Origin of the sequence: Bradyrhizobium sp. 87, assembly GCF_023073015.1 — a bacterium.
Classification (GTDB): Bacteria; Pseudomonadota; Alphaproteobacteria; order Rhizobiales; family Xanthobacteraceae; genus Bradyrhizobium; species Bradyrhizobium canariense_D.
Genome location: NZ_JADPIQ010000048.1, coordinates 167,542 through 182,795, shown reverse-complemented (window position 1 = coordinate 182,795; position 15,254 = coordinate 167,542). Strand labels below are relative to the sequence as shown.

Here is a 15,254-nt window from a genome sequence, read left to right as displayed (position 1 = left end):
TTATGGAGTGACGACGATCGCCCGGGATGCGCGGATCGCCGGCGCGCAGCGGACCTATCCGCCGCGCAGCGCCGTCGTCAGCTGGATCTTCTTCGACTGGGCCGCGCAGCCTTATTTTACGCTGATCACGACCTTCGTGTTCGCGCCCTATTTCGCCACCGGCATTGCGCCGAATCCCGCCACCGGGCAATCGTTGTGGGGCTTTGCGATGGCTGCCGCGGGCCTCGCGATTGCCTTGATGTCGCCGGTGCTGGGGGCTATCGCCGATGCGTCGGGCCGCAGGAAGCCGTGGATCGCCGGATTCGGCGCAGTGCTGGTGCTGGCATCCTGCACGCTGTGGATCGGCAAGCCCGGCGATCCCTCGATCATTCCGCCGCTGCTCACCGCGGTCGCGCTCGCCAGCGTTGGCGCGGAATTCGCCACTCTCTTCAACAATGCGATGATGCCGACGCTGGTGCCGCCGGAGCGCATCGGGCGGCTCTCCGGCACCGGCTGGGCGACGGGGTATGTCGGCGGCATCGTCAGCCTGATCATCGTGCTCGGCCTGCTCGCCGCGAACCCCGAGACCGGTCGCACGCTGCTCGGTCTCACGCCTCTGTTCGGGCTCGATCCCGTCAGTCATCAGGGCGACCGCGCCGCCGGACCGTTGACCGGGCTTTGGTTCATCGTTTTCGTGACGCCGATGTTCCTGTTCACGCCGGACTATCCGGCGAAGCGTCCGGTGCGCGAGGCGCTGCACGAGGGGCTGTCGGAGCTGAAGCAATCGATCAAGGGGCTGCCGCAGCAGAAATCGCTTGCGGCGTTTCTACTCGCCAACATGATCTACACCGACGGTCTGGTGTCGCTGTTTGCCTTCGGCGGCATCTATGCCGCGGGTACGTTCGGCTGGCACACGATCCAGATCGGCACGTTTGGCATCATGCTCGCGATCGCCGGCGCGTTTGGCGCGTGGTTTGGTGGCAAGCTGGACGATCGCTTCGGGCCGAAGCGCGTGATCGCCGGCAGCATGCTGGTCCTGCTGCTGGCGCTGGCGGCGATCCTGCTGGTCGACAAGGATTCGATCCTCTTCATCAAGGTCGCGCCGCCCGCGCCCGGCGGCGGATTGTTCGCCGCCGCGTCAGAGCGCGCTTATCTGGTGCTGGGCTGCCTGATCGGTGCGGCCGGTGGTCCGCTGCAAGCGGCCTCACGTACGCTTCTGATCCGTCTCGCACCGAAGGACCGCATCGCGCAGTATTTCGGTCTGTTCGCACTGACGGGGAAAGTGACGTCCTTCATCGGCCCGCTGCTGATCGGCGTGATCACCGCGGTGACGGCGAGCCAGAAGGCCGGCATGGCCGTGCTGGTGGTGTTCTTCGTCGCGGGTCTGGCGCTGTTGATGCGGGTGCGGGAAAATTAGCGTCGTCCCGGCCTAGTGCGCAATTGCGCACGGGGACCGGGACCCATACCGCGTGATTGCTCGTTGCCGCGACACGGCCAGTACCGCACACCAAACTACTTCCTGGGCTATGGGTCCCGACCTTCGCCGGGACGACCCGTCGAGAGTTTAGTACACGACAGATCTAGTGCCTGAAGTGCCGCGTGCCGGTGAACACCATGGCGATGCCATGCTCGTCGGCGGCCTTGATCACTTCGTCGTCGCGCATGGAGCCGCCGGGCTGCACCACGGCGGTGGCGCCGGCCTCGATGCAGGCGAGCATGCCGTCGGCGAACGGGAAGAACGCATCCGACGCCACCACCGAGCCCTTGGTGAGCGGTTCGGCGAGCTTCAGCTCGGCGGCCGCATCCTGAGCCTTGCGTGCCGCGATCCGCGCTGAATCGACCCGGCTCATCTGGCCGGCGCCGATGCCGACGGTCGCGAGATCCTTGGCGTAGATGATGGTGTTGGACTTGACGTGTTTTGCGACACGGAAAGCAAACTTCAGGTCGCGCATCTCGGCATCAGTGGGCGCGCGCTTCGTGACAACCTTGAAGGTCATGTCGTCGACGACGGCGTTGTCGCGGCTCTGCACGAGGAGACCGCCCGCCACCGTCTTGGCGGTGAGGCCCGGCGCGCGCGGGTCGGGCAGGCTGCCGGCGAGCAGAAGCCGAAGGTTCTTGCGCGCGCCGATGATGGCGATCGCTTCCTCGCTAGCGTCAGGCGCGATGATCACCTCGGTGAAGATTTTCGTGATCTCGCGCGCGGTGTCAGCATCGAGTGCGCGGTTCATCGCGATGATGCCGCCGAACGCCGAGGTGGAATCGCAGGCCAGCGCCTTGCTGTAGGCGCCGACGAGGTCGGAGCCCTCCGCGACGCCGCAGGGATTGGCATGCTTGACGATGACGCAGGCTGCGGTGCGCTTGGCGTCGAACTCGCCGATGCATTCATAGGCCGCATCCGTGTCGTTGATGTTGTTGTAGGAGAGCTCCTTGCCCTGGAGCTGCCGCGCGGTCGAGACGCCCGGCCGCTTGTCGGGCGTCGCATAGAACGCCGCGGTCTGGTGCGGATTCTCGCCATAGCGCAGTGACTGGATCAGCCGGCCGCCGAAGGCACGGAAATCGGGCGCGTCGATCTCGAGCTGGCGATTGAACCAGTTCGAGATCGCGGCGTCATAGGCGGCAGTGCGCGCGTAAGCCTTGGCGGCAAGGCGCCGGCGCAACTTCAGCGTGGTTGCACCGCTGTTGGCGGCGAGCTCATCGAGCACGGCCTGATAGTCCTGCGCCTCGACCACGACGGCGACGTCGTCATGATTCTTCGCGGCGGCGCGGATCATCGCGGGGCCGCCGATGTCGATGTTCTCGATGCAATCCTCGAAGCCCGCGCCTTTGTCGACGGTCGCCTCGAACGGATAGAGATTGACGACGAGGAGATCGATCGGCGCGATCCCATGCGCCGTCATCGCATCCGCATGGTCCTTGTTGTCGCGGATCGCGAGCAGACCGCCGTGCACCTTCGGATGCAGCGTCTTCACGCGGCCATCCATCATCTCGGGGAAGCCGGTCAGCTCGGACACGTCCTTCACCTCGAGGCCGGCCGCGGCGATCGCCTTCGCGGTGCCGCCGGTCGAGATCAGCTCGACATCGTGCGCGGCAAGCGCCTTTGCGAAGTCGATCAGGCCGGTCTTGTCGGAAACGGAGAGAAGTGCGCGGGTGACGCGGCGGGGATGGTCAGTCATGAGCAAGATCCTCTGTCTGAAGGAGTAATGCCCAGGCGCGCGGCAGCTGTGTCCCGCGCTTCCCGATGGTGCTCCATCCAAGGTCGCCAGTCGCGCGAGCGAGGGCTCGATAGCAGTTTTCGGTCGCTATCACAACGACCAGATGGTGCCGAATCGCATGCGTCTACAGCGGAAGTTCCGGCTCCCGCCGTGCATTTCTGCGGGCATTCGTGACCGCCGGCGAGGCGGTGGAGCGCACAAAACTCCAGCGGATCGAGGGCGCCTGCCGCGCGTCCTGGCGGATCACGATCTGCGCGGTGCGGCGCGGGCCGTCATTGCCGGCCAGGGATACGCTGTCCTCCAGCTCCACCTTGTCGTCGAGCGCCTCGAAGGTCCAGACGTCGCGATTCGGGAGCACCAGCATGACGCCGCGGGCGTCGGACAGCCGGCTCGCCTTCACCGCCGGGTGCAGATGGAATCGCAGCGCGAAATCGGCATCCGGACCCTTGAAGCGCCCGCCTTGCGGCGGCGACAACGTGTCCTCGCCGTCGATGCGCGCGCCGTCATTGGCGATCATCAGTACGCGGCGGTGGATCGCGCCGAATTTTGTCAGGTAACCGTCATGCGACGTCGTGAGCAGGGTGCCGTTCTGCACGATTTCGCGATAGCTCTCAACCTCGACGGGGCCGCTGGTGACCGGAGCGCCGTGCAAGAGCCGCTTCATAGCCGACATCTCCACGAACTGGCATGACGAGGTGTCGTGATAGGTCAGCGTCGAATGCGCTGCCGTGCCGCGTGCGAACGGCCGCCAATTGTCGCGGCCCGTGGCCGGCATGCCGCAATTGGTGACGATGCGGCTGATGCCGGAGGAGAGTTCGAACGACAGGCAGCCGGCATGGGCGTCGTGGCTGACGCTGGCCGCCGGCGGCGGGCCCGTGTCGATGATCAAAGTGGTCTGGCCGGCATCGAGGCGCTGGAAACCGGTATGCGGCATGTTCGACATCGGCGCGCCGTGGGTGTCGTCATAGGCAAGCAGCGTCGCGAGCAGGTCCGACGGGGTCGCGCTCATGCCGTTGAACAGCGCGAAATTGCCGTCGCCGTGGCGGAAGAAGCGCAGCATCGGCATCATGCGGTCGATCGCGTTGAGCAGCGCGGGCGGCGGCGCGATGTTGCGCGCGGCAAAGGTCTGCCGCAGCGGCAACAGGTCGATCAAGAGCTCGATCAGCGCGCCCGGGTTGCGCGAGACATGGCCGCCGTCGGGCAGGATCTGCCGCTGCAATTCATCCGAGAGCTTTTTCGAGGTGCTGCGGATGTGACTTGCCTGGTTGGCAAGGCACAACGCCGCATAGCACAGCGCGATCAGCACCTGGAGCTTCGGCACTCCGTCGGGGATGTTGACCATGGTGTAGCGCAGCAAGCGGATTTCGCGCGCCAGCGCGCGCAGATACCGACGATAGAATTTGTTGTCGGTATCGTTCAGCACCAGCGGCGCCTGCGACAGCAGGGAGATCACGCGGCGCGCCAGCACGTCGGCGCGTCGCGCGACGGGACGGCGCTTGCTGGCGGGGTTGCCGATCCAGTCCTCGATCAGCGAGCGCGCATTTGCGCGCGTCAGCGCGGTGTCGGCGGCGCGCAAATGGCGCAGCCAGCCGAAGCCGAGCAGCGCAACTTCCCAATCTTCCGACGGCGGCTCGAGATCGAAGATCGAGCGGCCGTGGCAATTGACGATCTTGCCGGCGAAGACGAAGCGGCCGGCATAGATCTCGGCGGCGCGGGTCGCATCCGCGGTGCGTAGATCATGCGGCGCGATGATCAGCCGGTCGGCGCGGCCGGGCCAAACCCGCGACAGGGCGACGGAACCGCCGCTCGCGCGCGCGAGCATGTTCCGCGCGAAGCGGTTCATCACCAGCGTCGAGATACGTCTGCGTTGAGCGACCGACACGCCTTGCCTTGATGGGGGAGAGGATTCCGACGAATCCTTATTAATCCCAAAATCGGACGGCCGACACCACCTTGAACGACGCGAATCAGTGCCGTGTTTGCAAAATCCAGTGCAAAATCAGGATTTAACGAGCCGGGCCGCGAAAAATCCGTCGAGCCCGCCGAGCTTGGGATCGGCGTTCGGCAGATGGCTGGGCAGGGTGCGCAGATCGCCCTCGGCGGTAATGATCTCGCTGAGCCCCGACACCTCGGACGCATCGATCGGAACCCGGCGAAGACCGGGCTCCGCGGTCAGCAGCGCGGCGACCGCATGCTCGCCCTCTTCAGGTTCCAGCGAACAGGTGCAATAAACTAGCGTCCCACCGGGCTTGAGTAGCGAGACCGATTTTTGCAGCAGCCGCCGCTGGAGCGCGGTCATTGCGGCGATGTCGGATTCCTGCCGGAGCCAGGATACATCGGGGTGGCGGCGGATCGTCCCGGTCGATGTGCAAGGCGCATCAATGAGGATGCCGTCGAAGCCATCGGCAGGGCCGGCCCATTCCGCGGCGTCGGCGACGACGGTCTCGGCCTGCAGCGACAACCGCGTCAGATTCTCGCGCAGCCGTGCCACCCGGGCAGGCGAGCGGTCGATGGCGGTGACGTGCGCGCCGGCCTGCGCCAGTTGCGCGGTCTTGCCGCCGGGAGCGGCGCAGAGATCGGCGATGGATTTGCCCTTGATGTCGCCGAACAGCCGGGCTGGCAACGCAGCGGCGGCGTCCTGCACCCACCATTGTCCTTCGGCGAAGCCGGGAAGCATGGTCACCGCGCCGTGCAGCACCGTGCGCACCGATCCGGTCGGTAGCACTTCGCCATGGAGCCGGCTCGCCCATTGCGCGGCGTCCGACTTCACGGTCAGATCCAGCGACGGATCATGGCTGAGCGCGAGCGCCATGTCCCTTGCGACCGTCTCGCCATAATGCGCGCTCCAGCGCGCGACCATCCAGGGCGGCAGGTCCAGCGAGTGCGCGGCAACCTCGTCCACCAGCGCCTTGCCCTCGCGGGCGCAGCGGCGCAGCACGGCGTTGACGAGGCCGGCATAGCGCGCGGCGCGCCGGTCGGATTGCACGAGGCGAACGGAGAGATCGACGGCCGCGTGATCGGGCACGTCCATCCAGAGGATCTGGGCGGCGCCGATCAACAGCGCGCTCTGCGCGCGCGGCGCGTCGGAGGGAATGCCCTTGTCGAGCAGGCGGGACAGCACATGGCCGAGCGTGCCGAGCCGGCGCAGCACGGTGGCGACCAGGCGGCGCATCAGCGCGCGGTCGCGGTCGGGGAGCGTCTTCAGTCCGGGATGGGCGCCGCTGCCGTCGAGCTGCTCGTCAAGTGTGCGGTGCTTGTGCAGCACGCCGTCGACGATGTCGGCGGCAATCCGCCGCGCCGCGAGACCGGGCACTTCGGATGGAGGAGCGAAACGTTGAGAAGGCATGCGGAAACAAGGTTCTGAGCAGCGGCAGTTCGCCGTAATGGGCGCATGCCTTGAGAAGGCGATCTCTGGCACGCGAATATGCCAAATGTAAGAATCGCTTCCGGGTTTTTCAGCCCTTTCGGAGCAATTTCAGGAATGCGTTATTGGGCGTCGCGCCGCGGGCCGTCCCGCGCTAGAAAGCCGCCTATGAGTGACCAGCCTCCCGTTCCCGACCGCAAGCAGCTTACGCCGGCCGCCCAGCGCGCGCTGGCCGAGGCCGAAGCGCGCCGTCAGGCTGCGGCAGCCCGAGCCAAGAACGACGGCGAGGCGGCGCCAAAGGAGTTGCAGGGCCCAAAAGGACCCGAACCGACCCGCTATGGCGATTGGGAGCGCAAGGGCATCGCTTCCGACTTCTGAAGCTTGTCTTTTGAGGCTCGCTTGCCGGACTGCCCGACTCAGCCCTAGCGTGCGCGGATGTCGCGTTTCGATCCAAGCCATCCATATCGGCCTTCATACAGCGGCTCGCCATTTGGTCGCCGGTTCTCAGGGCTGTTGCCGTGGATGTTCGTGGTTGGAATCGTGGTGGCCGTGGTGTTCACGTCCCGGCATGGGATGAACTGGCAGTTCCCTCACGTGACCGACGGTCAATCACGAGACGCCGAGATTGTGCTCCAGCAAGGCGGCCATCCCGATCGTCGCGAGCCGGTCGATGTCGTTCGCACCATTGACGGCGACACCTTTCTCGCACGCGTTCGTCAGCGCGACGGCCGCGATCTCATCGTGCGCGTTCGCCTGCGCGGCATCGACGCACCCGAGATGAAAGCATCCTGCCAGGAGGAACTGGACAAGGCCGAAGCCGCGGCCCGCGCATTGCGCGATCTGCTCGCACAGGGTGGCGTGACGATCACCAACCTCGGTGCCGACAAATATGGTCGCGTTCTCGCCGACGTCGCGACCAAACGCACGACCAATGTCTCGGCGGCGTTGCTCGCGGGCGGTTACGCGCGGAGCTACAATGGCGGCCATCGCGACGGCTGGTGCGCGCGGAGCTGGCGCTTCTGGTGACAAAAAGCCGCGTCGAACGACGCGGCTATTGCCGTGTCGTCCTGATGCCGGCGATCAGCGCGTCACGACCACCGTCGTGCCGACCGAGACGCGGCTGTAGAGATCGGTGATGTCGTCGTTGAGCATGCGGATGCAGCCATAGGAGACGAAGCCGCCGATCGAGCCCGGCACGTTGGTGCCGTGGATCGCGTATTCACCGCCGGACAGCGTCATCGCCGCGACGCCCATCGGATTGCGGGGCGAGCCGCCCGGGATGACGTCCGGGATGCTGGGCTTGTCGCGCTTCACCTCGGCGGGCGGCGCCCAGGCCGGATTGCGGTACTTGCCGTCGATGCGGGTGGTGCCGGCCCACTGCTTGCCGGACTTGCCGACGCCGACCGGGTAGCGCACGGCGTGGCCGCTATCGAGGACGAGATAGAGCCGACGCTCGTTGGTTTTGACCACGATGGTGCCCGGCGAATAGTCAGCCAGGTTCGTCCCCACCATTTCCGGCCGCGCCTGCGCCGCCGTCAACGTTAAGACCCCAGTCACGACGGTGGCGGCCAGCGCCACAGCAATCCTCATCGACATCGATTTTCCCCTTGCCCCGAACGGACCGTCCAAGATTACGCAAAACCGGCAATCGCCGGCTCGCCAAGTCCTTGTTAGGGGACATTCTTAACCGCGCCTGTTAACCGGATGGTTTCCACGCACGGCCGCCAAGGGCCAGCCAGCAGGGGGAACAAAGGAAATGTTCGAAACAAAGTAAATGACCTGAAAACAACACTTGGCGGGAAAGATGCCCGGGCGCCGGGGCGCGGCCTGACAAGTGCGTGAGGATGTGAACGGCCGTTGTTCGGGGGAGCGCTAACGCGGGGATGCGATCTCGTGTCCCGGACGCGGCGCAGCGCGAAGCGGTGCGACGCAGAGCCGGGATCTAGAAGGCCACAGAGTCTGCCGTTGCATCGGCCCCGACTCTGCAGCGCACCGCGAAGTGCGCGCTACGCTGCGTCCGGGGCACAGGACGATGTGGCTCAGACCGCCTTTTTGTTCTGACGGTTCTTGACGAGGTCGTCGACCACGCCGGGATCGGCCAGGGTCGAGGTGTCGCCCAGGCTGCCCGGTTCGTCCTCGGCGATCTTGCGTAGGATGCGGCGCATGATCTTGCCGGATCGGGTCTTGGGCAGGCCGGGCGAGAACTGGATCTGGTCGGGCGCAGCGATCGGGCCGATCTCCTTGCGCACCCAGGTGACGAGCTCCTTGCGTAGATCCTCGGTTGGCTCGATGCCGGCCATCAGGGTCACATATGCGTAAATGCCCTGACCCTTGATGTCGTGCGGGTAACCGACCACGGCGGCTTCCGAGACCTTCTCATGCGCCACCAGCGCGCTTTCGACTTCGGCGGTACCCATGCGGTGGCCGGAGACGTTGATGACGTCGTCGACGCGGCCGGTGATCCAGTAATAACCGTCCGCATCGCGCCGGCAGCCGTCGCCGGTGAAGTACTTGCCCTTGTAGGTCGAGAAATAAGTCTGCTCGAAGCGGGCGTGGTCGCCATAGACCGTGCGCATCTGGCCCGGCCATGACCGCGTCAGGCACAGATTGCCTGATGTCTCGCCGTCCAGCACGTTGCCGTCGGCGTCGACGATCTCAGGCACCACGCCGAAGAACGGCTGCGTCGCCGAGCCCGGCTTGAGCTTCGTGGCGCCGGGCAGCGGCGTGATCAAAATGCCGCCGGTCTCGGTCTGCCACCACGTATCGACGATCGGGCAGCGGTCGTCGCCGACGACGCGGTGATACCACTCCCAGGCTTCCGGATTGATCGGCTCGCCTACCGAGCCGAGCAGGCGCAGGCTGGCGCGCGAGGTCTTCTTCACGGGCGCGTCGCCGCTCCGCATCAGCGCGCGGATCGCGGTCGGCGCGGTGTAGAAGATGTTGACCTTGTGCTTGTCGATGACGTTCCAGAATCGCGAATTATCCGGGTAATTCGGCACGCCTTCGAACATCAGCGTGGTCGCGCCGTTGGCGAGCGGTCCGTAGAGAATGTAGCTGTGGCCGGTGACCCAGCCGACGTCGGCGGTGCACCAGTAGATGTCGCCGTCGTGATAGTCGAAGACGTATTGATGCGTCATCGCGGCGAACACGAGATAGCCGGCGGAGGTGTGCAGCACGCCCTTGGGTTGGCCGGTCGAGCCCGAGGTGTAGAGGATGAACAGCGGATCCTCGGCGTGCATGTGCTCGACCGGGCACTCGGTCGTCACCATCTTGGCGGCGTCGTGGTACCAGAGGTCGCGCGAGGGATTCATTTCGACCGCGCCGCCGGTGCGCTTGACCACGACGACCCAGTCGACGCCGTCTGCCTTGGCGAGCGCCGCGTCGACATTGGCCTTCAGCGGCACCTTCTTGCCGCCGCGCAGGCCCTCATCGGCGGTGATGATCACCTTGGACTGGCAGTCGTTGATGCGCTGGGCGAGGCTGTCGGGCGAGAAGCCGGCGAACACCACGGAGTGAATCGCGCCGATCCGCGCGCAGGCCAGCATCGCGTAGGCCGCCTCCGGAATCATCGGCAGGTAGATGGTGACGCGGTCGCCCTTCTTGACGTTCCGGGTGCGCAGGATGTTGGCCATCCGGCAGACCTCGTCGTGCAGCTCCTTGTAGGTGATGTGCCGGGATTGGGAGGGATCGTCGCCTTCCCAGATGATCGCGGTCTGGTTGGCGCGATTGTGGAGATGCCGGTCGATGCAATTATGGGCGACGTTGAGAACGCCGTCCTCGAACCATTTGATGGAGATGTTGCCGGGCGCGAAGGAGACGTTCTCGATCCTGGTCGGCGCGTGCATCCAGTCGATGCGCTTGGCCTGCTCCGCCCAGAAACCGTTCGGGTCCGAGATCGAGCGGGCGTACATGTCCTTGTACTTGGCCTGGTCGACCCAGGCGCGCTTCGCCCATTCTGCGGGGACGTCGTAGATCTTCTCGGACATGTTTCCCTCCACATACGGCGAGCCGAGCACGGACCACTGGCGAGCCGACTTGATCGTTGAACCGATTATGCGTCGGGCTAACCGGACCCGACAAGGTGCACAAGCTGGACCTTCGGCGAGCAGCCTGCCATGCGGAGGATCAAGCCGTTTCGTGCGACTGTCGCAGTTTTGAAACAGGGCGACGGGCGGCTTTGGGGTCTTCACCCAGATGCTCGGAATGGGCCCGCGCAGAGCGCCATGCATTCAGCAGAGGTATTTAGAAACCGCCTCTCACTGATTCGGGACTCGCAATGCGGTTCGGAACACCCTAAATGGCCAACCCGGGTCCAACGAGACCCCTTGGAACAAAAATCAGAACAGCGGCATTGACCGACAACAGACAGGGCTAAGGCATAAGACTATGATGGATCAGCAGAATCTCGGGACGATACGGCCCGCTTCAGCCGATCCTGCAGCCATCGCGCTGGCCAAAGCCCTCGGACAATGGCCGAAACCGGCCGGTTCCGGCCGTCCCAGCCCGAAGAAAGTGTTCGACGCGGCGCCGTCGACGACGGTCGAGGCCCTCGCCAAGGAACTGGGCCTGCGGCTCGGCGACCAGAACGAGCTGACCATCCGCCGCGTCAGGCGCGGCAAGGGCTATTCGTTCGTGCGGCCTAACGGCGTCCACATCCGCGATGCCCGCACCATTCGGCGGCTGCATTCGATGGCGGTGCCGCCGGCCTATCGCGAGGTGCGCTACTCGGCCGATCCGAGCACGCATCTCCAGGCAGTGGGACGCGATGCCGCGGGCCGGCTGCAATATCGCTATCACGCCGATTGGGAGAAGGTCCGCGAGCAACGCAAGGCGCATCGCCTGGAAAAGCTCGTCGGCGCGCTGCCCAAGATCCGGCGCAAGGTCTCGGCGTTCCTGTCGGGCGACGAGCCGACCCGCGAGTTCGCGCTCTCCGCCGTCATCGAATTGATCGCGCGCACCGCGATCCGCCCCGGCAACGAATCCTATGCCCGTCTCAACGGCACCCGCGGCGCCACCACGCTGCTGAAGTCCAACGTCTCGCTGGAAGACGACAGCTTCGTGCTGACCTTCAAGGCGAAGGGCGGCAAGGCGGTGCGCAAGGAGTGCGACGCGGCCAAGCTCGTGCGCGCCATCGGGATCTTGCAGGGCGTTCCCGGCAAGCGCATGTTCCAGTATCGCGATCCCTATGGCATCGTGCGCGCGGTCAGCACCACGCAGGTGAACGCGTTTCTGCGCGAGATCGCCGGCATCAAGATCTCGCTGAAGGATTTCCGCACGCTGATGGCCTCTGCCGTCGTCGTGGAATCGCTGTCGCGGATCACGCCGGCGACCAGCCAGCGCGGCCGCAAGAAGCAGGTGCTGGAGGCGATCCGCGGCGCTGCCGACCAGCTCTCCAACACGCCGGCGATCTGCCGCAAGAGCTATGTTCACGATACCATCGTCACCGCGTTCGAGGACGGCATCCTGGAACGCTTCGCCGCGACCATGAAGGGCCAGCGCTCGCAGGCCAGGCGCGAGCAGCTTTTGCAGCAGGTGGTGGCGACCGCGGCGGTCTGACCTCGGCGTCGTTACGCCTTGTTGGAAACGCCGTTGTCGGGACCGGGATCGCCGCCCGCGGCTGCCGCCGTGAGCCGTCCCAGATAGTGCGCCCATCCCGTCGCGTGGGCGGCCGCCTGTTCCTCGGTCGGCAGCCCGCTATGGGTCATGCGCAGCAATGTGCCGCCGTCGCGTTCGATCAGGTCGATCTCGATCAGGCTTGAGCCGGGCGGCACTTCCTGGCCGCCCTCCCATCCAAACGTGTAGGCGAGCCGATGCACCGGCACGACTTCGCGGAATGCGCCGCGGGCAACGCCGCCGCGGGGGCCGATGCCTTTGAGCAGATACAGCCCGCCGGGATGTGGCTCCGTGGTCGCGTCGGAACCCATCCAGCTCAAAATCTTCTCGGGGTCGGTCAGGTAGGCGAAAACGGTGGCGCGTGGGGCCGCGATCTGGGTCTCGCGTCGCACTATGAACGGTTCGGTCATCGACGATCACCCCTGGGCTGACACTGGGACATGGCGGCGCTCGAGCGGCCCGTCAAGGATTGCCCGTGACAAAGACCGCCTGCCTTCGTCATGATCGGGCCATGCACCTCTCGCCGACACTCGCCTGGCTTGTCGATGCCGCCGCCGATAGCGCCGGCGCCGACCGCCTGCTCGCGGACCTTGGCGCACATCTGGTCGCCGATGGCGTGCCGCTTGCGGCGGGCAGCCTGACGCTGGAGGTGCCACATCCGCTGATCGCGAAACGGACCTGGTTGTGGCGCGCGGAGAACGGCCGGGTGATCGAAGCGCTCGGCTTCGCACCAGGCGGCCTCGCGCCCGACCCGCCCAACGATGCCGGCCGCCGCTGGCTGCGCGACATCGCGGAGGGTGAAGTGCACGAAGATTTGGTCGGACGGCCCGACGGGCCGTTGCTCGGCTGGATCGGGCCGCGTCCGTTCACCGCGGACGAGACCGAGCAATTGCGCCAGGCCGCGCGCTTTGCCGCCACACCCCTTGCCGTACTTGCCGCGCGTGCAACGTTGCGCGCGACGCTGGATGCCTATCTCGGCAAGCGCAGTGCGGAGCGGGTGCTGGCGGCACCCCTGCGGCGCGACCTCGGCGAGACCATACAGGCCGCGCTGCTCTATGCCGATTTGCGCAACTTCACGCTCCTGTCGGAAACCAATCCGCCTGCCGAGGTCATCGCGGCGCTCGATGCCTGGTTCGATCGCATCGCCGGCGCGGTCCACGCCTTCGGCGGCGAGGTGCTGAAATTCATCGGCGACGGTGTGCTCGCGATCTTTCCGGTGGTCAGGCCGTCACCGCGCCAAGCGTCCGATGCAGCTCTGCGTGCCGCGCGCGCAGCCGAAGCCGGGATGGTGTATCTCAACGCGGAGCGCCGTGCTCAAGGTCTGCCGCCGCTCGCGTTCGGCGCGGCGCTGCATCTCGGCGAGATGCTATGGGGCAATATCGGTGCCGCCAATCGGCTGGATTTCACCGCAATCGGTCCCGCCGTCAATCTCGCCAGCCGGCTCGAAGGATTGTGCAAGCCGCTCGGCAGAACCGTGCTGGTGTCGGGCGCGCTCGCCGCGGAAACCGACATGCCTCTGATCGCGCTCGGATCGCATTCGCTGCGGGGCATCGCCGCGCCATGCGAGATATTTGCGCTGCCGGAGAAACAAGCTCCGATGTCGTAGCCCGGATGAGCGTAGCGACATGCGGGATCGCAGCAGTAGTCCCGGATATCGCTTCGCTCATCCGGGCTACAGCACCCAAGCCTACATCCCGCCCATCTTGCAGACGAGCTTCCATTCCTCGGCCGTCACCGGCTGCACCGAAAGGCGCGAATATTTCACCAGCGCCATGTCGGCGAGTTTCTTCTCGGCCTTGATCGCGGCCATCGTCACCGGAATCTTCAACGGCTTGTCGGCCTTGATGTCGACGCAGACGAATTTCTCGGTCTTGTCGGTCGGATCGGGGTAGGCTTCCTTGATAATCTCCGCGATGCCGACGATCTCCTTGCCCTCGTTGGAATGATAGAAGAACGCCTTGTCGCCCTTCTTCATGGCGACGAGGTTCTGGCGCGCGGTGTAATTGCGCACGCCGGTCCAGGCTTCGCCCTTGGCGCCTTTCGCCACCTGCTGGTCCCAGGACCACACCGATGGTTCGGATTTCACCAGCCAGTACGCCATGTTCATTCCTCCGCCTTGAAAGGTCGCGTCATGAGCCCCGAGATCGCGGCGTCGATCGTGCTTCTGCCGGTCAGGATCGATGCGACGGCTTCCGATACTGGCATTTCGATGTTTTGCGAAGCCGCGAGCTCGATCAGTACCGGCGCGGTGAATTCGCCTTCGGCAAGCTTGCCGGCGGGCGGCTGCTCGCTGCGGCCAAGCGACAGGCCGAGCGCAAAATTGCGCGATTGTGGGCTCGAGCAGGTCAGGATCAGATCGCCGAGGCCAGACAAGCCCGTGAGTGTTTCGCTGCGTGCGCCGAGCGCGCGGCCGAGGCGTGTCAGCTCGGCAAAGGCGCGGGTGGTAAGTGCGGCCTGGGCGGAAGCGCCGAGCTTGCGCCCGACCGCGATGCCGACCGCGATCGCCAGCACGTTCTTGGCGGCGCCGCCGATCTCGACGCCGCGGACATCGGTGGAGTGATAGGGCCGGAACGTCGGCGAGCCCAGCGCCTGCACCAGGTGGCTCGCCAAGGCGTCGTCCTTTGCGGCCAGCGTCACCGCCGTCGGCAGGCCACGCGCGACATCGTCGGCAAAGCTCGGGCCCGACAGGATCGCCGGCTGCGCGTGAGGCGCGGCCTCGGCGATCACGTCGGTCATGAATTTATGGGTGCCGTGCTCGATGCCCTTGGCGCAGGCAATGATCGGCACCGGCTTTTCCAGGTGCGAGGCGAGCATGTTGACAGCACCGCGCAGATGCTGCGCGGGCACTGCGATCAGCAGCATGTCCGCGCGTGCGGCGAGGGCCAGGTCGCTCGTGACGATGATCTCCGGCGCAAGCCGCACGCCCGGCAGCCGCGGATTGTCGCGGCTCGATGCGATTCGCGTCGCGTGCTCGGAATTGCGCGCACACAGCGTCACGTTCCGTCCGGCCCGCGCCGCCACCATCGCCAGCGCCGTGCCCCAGGCGCCCGCGCCGATCACCGCGACAGATCGGAACGCTGTCATTG

Annotated in this window: 13 protein-coding genes and 1 riboswitch; of the genes, 5 read left to right on the top strand and 8 right to left on the bottom strand. The window is 65.9% G+C overall.

All coding sequences use genetic code 11. The annotated features are described in order from the left end of the window. Window positions 1-7 precede the first annotated feature (7 nt). On the top strand, window positions 8-1,396 hold the full coding sequence (locus IVB50_RS10455; RefSeq protein ID WP_018459687.1) for an MFS transporter: 1,389 nt from the start codon (window positions 8-10) through the stop codon (window positions 1,394-1,396). Between the two features lie 163 nt (window positions 1,397-1,559). Here IVB50_RS10455 and purH read toward each other — a convergent pair whose 3' ends face one another. From purH to IVB50_RS10440, 3 genes are all read right to left on the bottom strand, one after another. After that, the gene (purH, locus tag IVB50_RS10450) at window positions 1,560-3,152 is read right to left on the bottom strand and encodes a bifunctional phosphoribosylaminoimidazolecarboxamide formyltransferase/IMP cyclohydrolase (RefSeq protein WP_018459688.1); all 1,593 of its coding nucleotides are present in this window, start codon (window positions 3,150-3,152) and stop codon (window positions 1,560-1,562) included. A gap of 22 nt (window positions 3,153-3,174) precedes the next feature. Continuing rightward, window positions 3,175-3,256: riboswitch (ZMP/ZTP riboswitch) on the bottom strand. Window positions 3,257-3,315: 59 nt separating this feature from the next. Then, on the bottom strand, window positions 3,316-5,034 hold the full coding sequence (locus tag IVB50_RS10445; protein WP_026233860.1) for a heparinase II/III family protein: 1,719 nt from the start codon (window positions 5,032-5,034) through the stop codon (window positions 3,316-3,318). Between the two features lie 156 nt (window positions 5,035-5,190). Next, entirely contained in the window at window positions 5,191-6,537 is a 1,347-nt protein-coding gene (locus IVB50_RS10440) for an RsmB/NOP family class I SAM-dependent RNA methyltransferase (protein WP_247295808.1), read from the bottom strand. Between the two features lie 186 nt (window positions 6,538-6,723). On the opposite strand from IVB50_RS10440, the gene IVB50_RS10435 reads away from it, so the two are divergent. After that, window positions 6,724-6,933, top strand: a complete 210-nt coding sequence (locus IVB50_RS10435; RefSeq protein WP_018459691.1) for a DUF1674 domain-containing protein — start codon at window positions 6,724-6,726, stop codon at window positions 6,931-6,933. Window positions 6,934-6,990: 57 nt separating this feature from the next. Then, window positions 6,991-7,581, top strand: coding sequence for a thermonuclease family protein (locus tag IVB50_RS10430; protein WP_026233862.1), 591 nt, complete (start codon window positions 6,991-6,993; stop codon window positions 7,579-7,581). A gap of 54 nt (window positions 7,582-7,635) precedes the next feature. Here IVB50_RS10430 and IVB50_RS10425 read toward each other — a convergent pair whose 3' ends face one another. Then, a complete protein-coding gene (locus tag IVB50_RS10425) occupies window positions 7,636-8,151 on the bottom strand; it encodes a L,D-transpeptidase (protein WP_018459693.1) in 516 nt (171 codons plus the stop codon). A gap of 443 nt (window positions 8,152-8,594) precedes the next feature. Continuing rightward, entirely contained in the window at window positions 8,595-10,541 is a 1,947-nt protein-coding gene (gene acs / locus IVB50_RS10420) for an acetate--CoA ligase (protein WP_247295805.1), read from the bottom strand. Between the two features lie 400 nt (window positions 10,542-10,941). On the opposite strand from acs, the gene IVB50_RS10415 reads away from it, so the two are divergent. Next, window positions 10,942-12,111 carry a DNA topoisomerase IB gene (locus IVB50_RS10415; protein WP_018459695.1) on the top strand — a complete coding sequence of 390 codons (1,170 nt, stop codon included), beginning with the start codon at window positions 10,942-10,944 and terminating at the stop codon, window positions 12,109-12,111. Window positions 12,112-12,122: 11 nt separating this feature from the next. Here the strand turns inward: IVB50_RS10415 and IVB50_RS10410 are convergent, their stop codons facing one another. Further along, complete coding sequence (locus IVB50_RS10410) at window positions 12,123-12,578, bottom strand: SRPBCC family protein (RefSeq protein WP_018459696.1); 456 nt, start codon at window positions 12,576-12,578, stop codon at window positions 12,123-12,125. A 101-nt stretch (window positions 12,579-12,679) separates the two neighbouring features. On the opposite strand from IVB50_RS10410, the gene IVB50_RS10405 reads away from it, so the two are divergent. Next, window positions 12,680-13,774 (top strand): adenylate/guanylate cyclase domain-containing protein, encoded by a 1,095-nt coding sequence (locus IVB50_RS10405; protein ID WP_018459697.1) that lies wholly within the window; start codon window positions 12,680-12,682, stop codon window positions 13,772-13,774. 81 nt (window positions 13,775-13,855) lie between these two features. Here IVB50_RS10405 and IVB50_RS10400 read toward each other — a convergent pair whose 3' ends face one another. Together IVB50_RS10400 and IVB50_RS10395 are read right to left on the bottom strand one after the other, a co-directional pair. After that, on the bottom strand, window positions 13,856-14,269 hold the full coding sequence (locus tag IVB50_RS10400; protein WP_026233864.1) for an EVE domain-containing protein: 414 nt from the start codon (window positions 14,267-14,269) through the stop codon (window positions 13,856-13,858). Window positions 14,270-14,271: 2 nt separating this feature from the next. After that, complete coding sequence (locus IVB50_RS10395) at window positions 14,272-15,252, bottom strand: NAD(P)H-dependent glycerol-3-phosphate dehydrogenase (RefSeq protein ID WP_018459699.1); 981 nt, start codon at window positions 15,250-15,252, stop codon at window positions 14,272-14,274. Window positions 15,253-15,254 lie beyond the last annotated feature (2 nt).

What these genes read in the sequence shown, in the direction of transcription:
- IVB50_RS10435 (WP_018459691.1), top strand. Translation starts at nt 6,724, where the DNA reads ATGAGTGACCAGCCTCCCGTTCCCGACCGCAAGCAGCTTACGCCGGCC.
- IVB50_RS10415 (WP_018459695.1), top strand. Translation starts at nt 10,942, where the DNA reads ATGATGGATCAGCAGAATCTCGGGACGATACGGCCCGCTTCAGCCGAT.
- IVB50_RS10440 (WP_247295808.1), bottom strand. Translation starts at nt 6,537, where the DNA reads ATGCCTTCTCAACGTTTCGCTCCTCCATCCGAAGTGCCCGGTCTCGCG.
- IVB50_RS10425 (WP_018459693.1), bottom strand. Translation starts at nt 8,151, where the DNA reads ATGTCGATGAGGATTGCTGTGGCGCTGGCCGCCACCGTCGTGACTGGG.
- IVB50_RS10395 (WP_018459699.1), bottom strand. Translation starts at nt 15,252, where the DNA reads ATGACAGCGTTCCGATCTGTCGCGGTGATCGGCGCGGGCGCCTGGGGC.
- IVB50_RS10405 (WP_018459697.1), top strand. Translation starts at nt 12,680, where the DNA reads ATGCACCTCTCGCCGACACTCGCCTGGCTTGTCGATGCCGCCGCCGAT.
- IVB50_RS10400 (WP_026233864.1), bottom strand. Translation starts at nt 14,269, where the DNA reads ATGGCGTACTGGCTGGTGAAATCCGAACCATCGGTGTGGTCCTGGGAC.
- IVB50_RS10410 (WP_018459696.1), bottom strand. Translation starts at nt 12,578, where the DNA reads ATGACCGAACCGTTCATAGTGCGACGCGAGACCCAGATCGCGGCCCCA.
- acs (WP_247295805.1), bottom strand. Translation starts at nt 10,541, where the DNA reads ATGTCCGAGAAGATCTACGACGTCCCCGCAGAATGGGCGAAGCGCGCC.
- purH (WP_018459688.1), bottom strand. Translation starts at nt 3,152, where the DNA reads ATGACTGACCATCCCCGCCGCGTCACCCGCGCACTTCTCTCCGTTTCC.
- IVB50_RS10430 (WP_026233862.1), top strand. Translation starts at nt 6,991, where the DNA reads ATGTCGCGTTTCGATCCAAGCCATCCATATCGGCCTTCATACAGCGGC.
- IVB50_RS10445 (WP_026233860.1), bottom strand. Translation starts at nt 5,034, where the DNA reads ATGAACCGCTTCGCGCGGAACATGCTCGCGCGCGCGAGCGGCGGTTCC.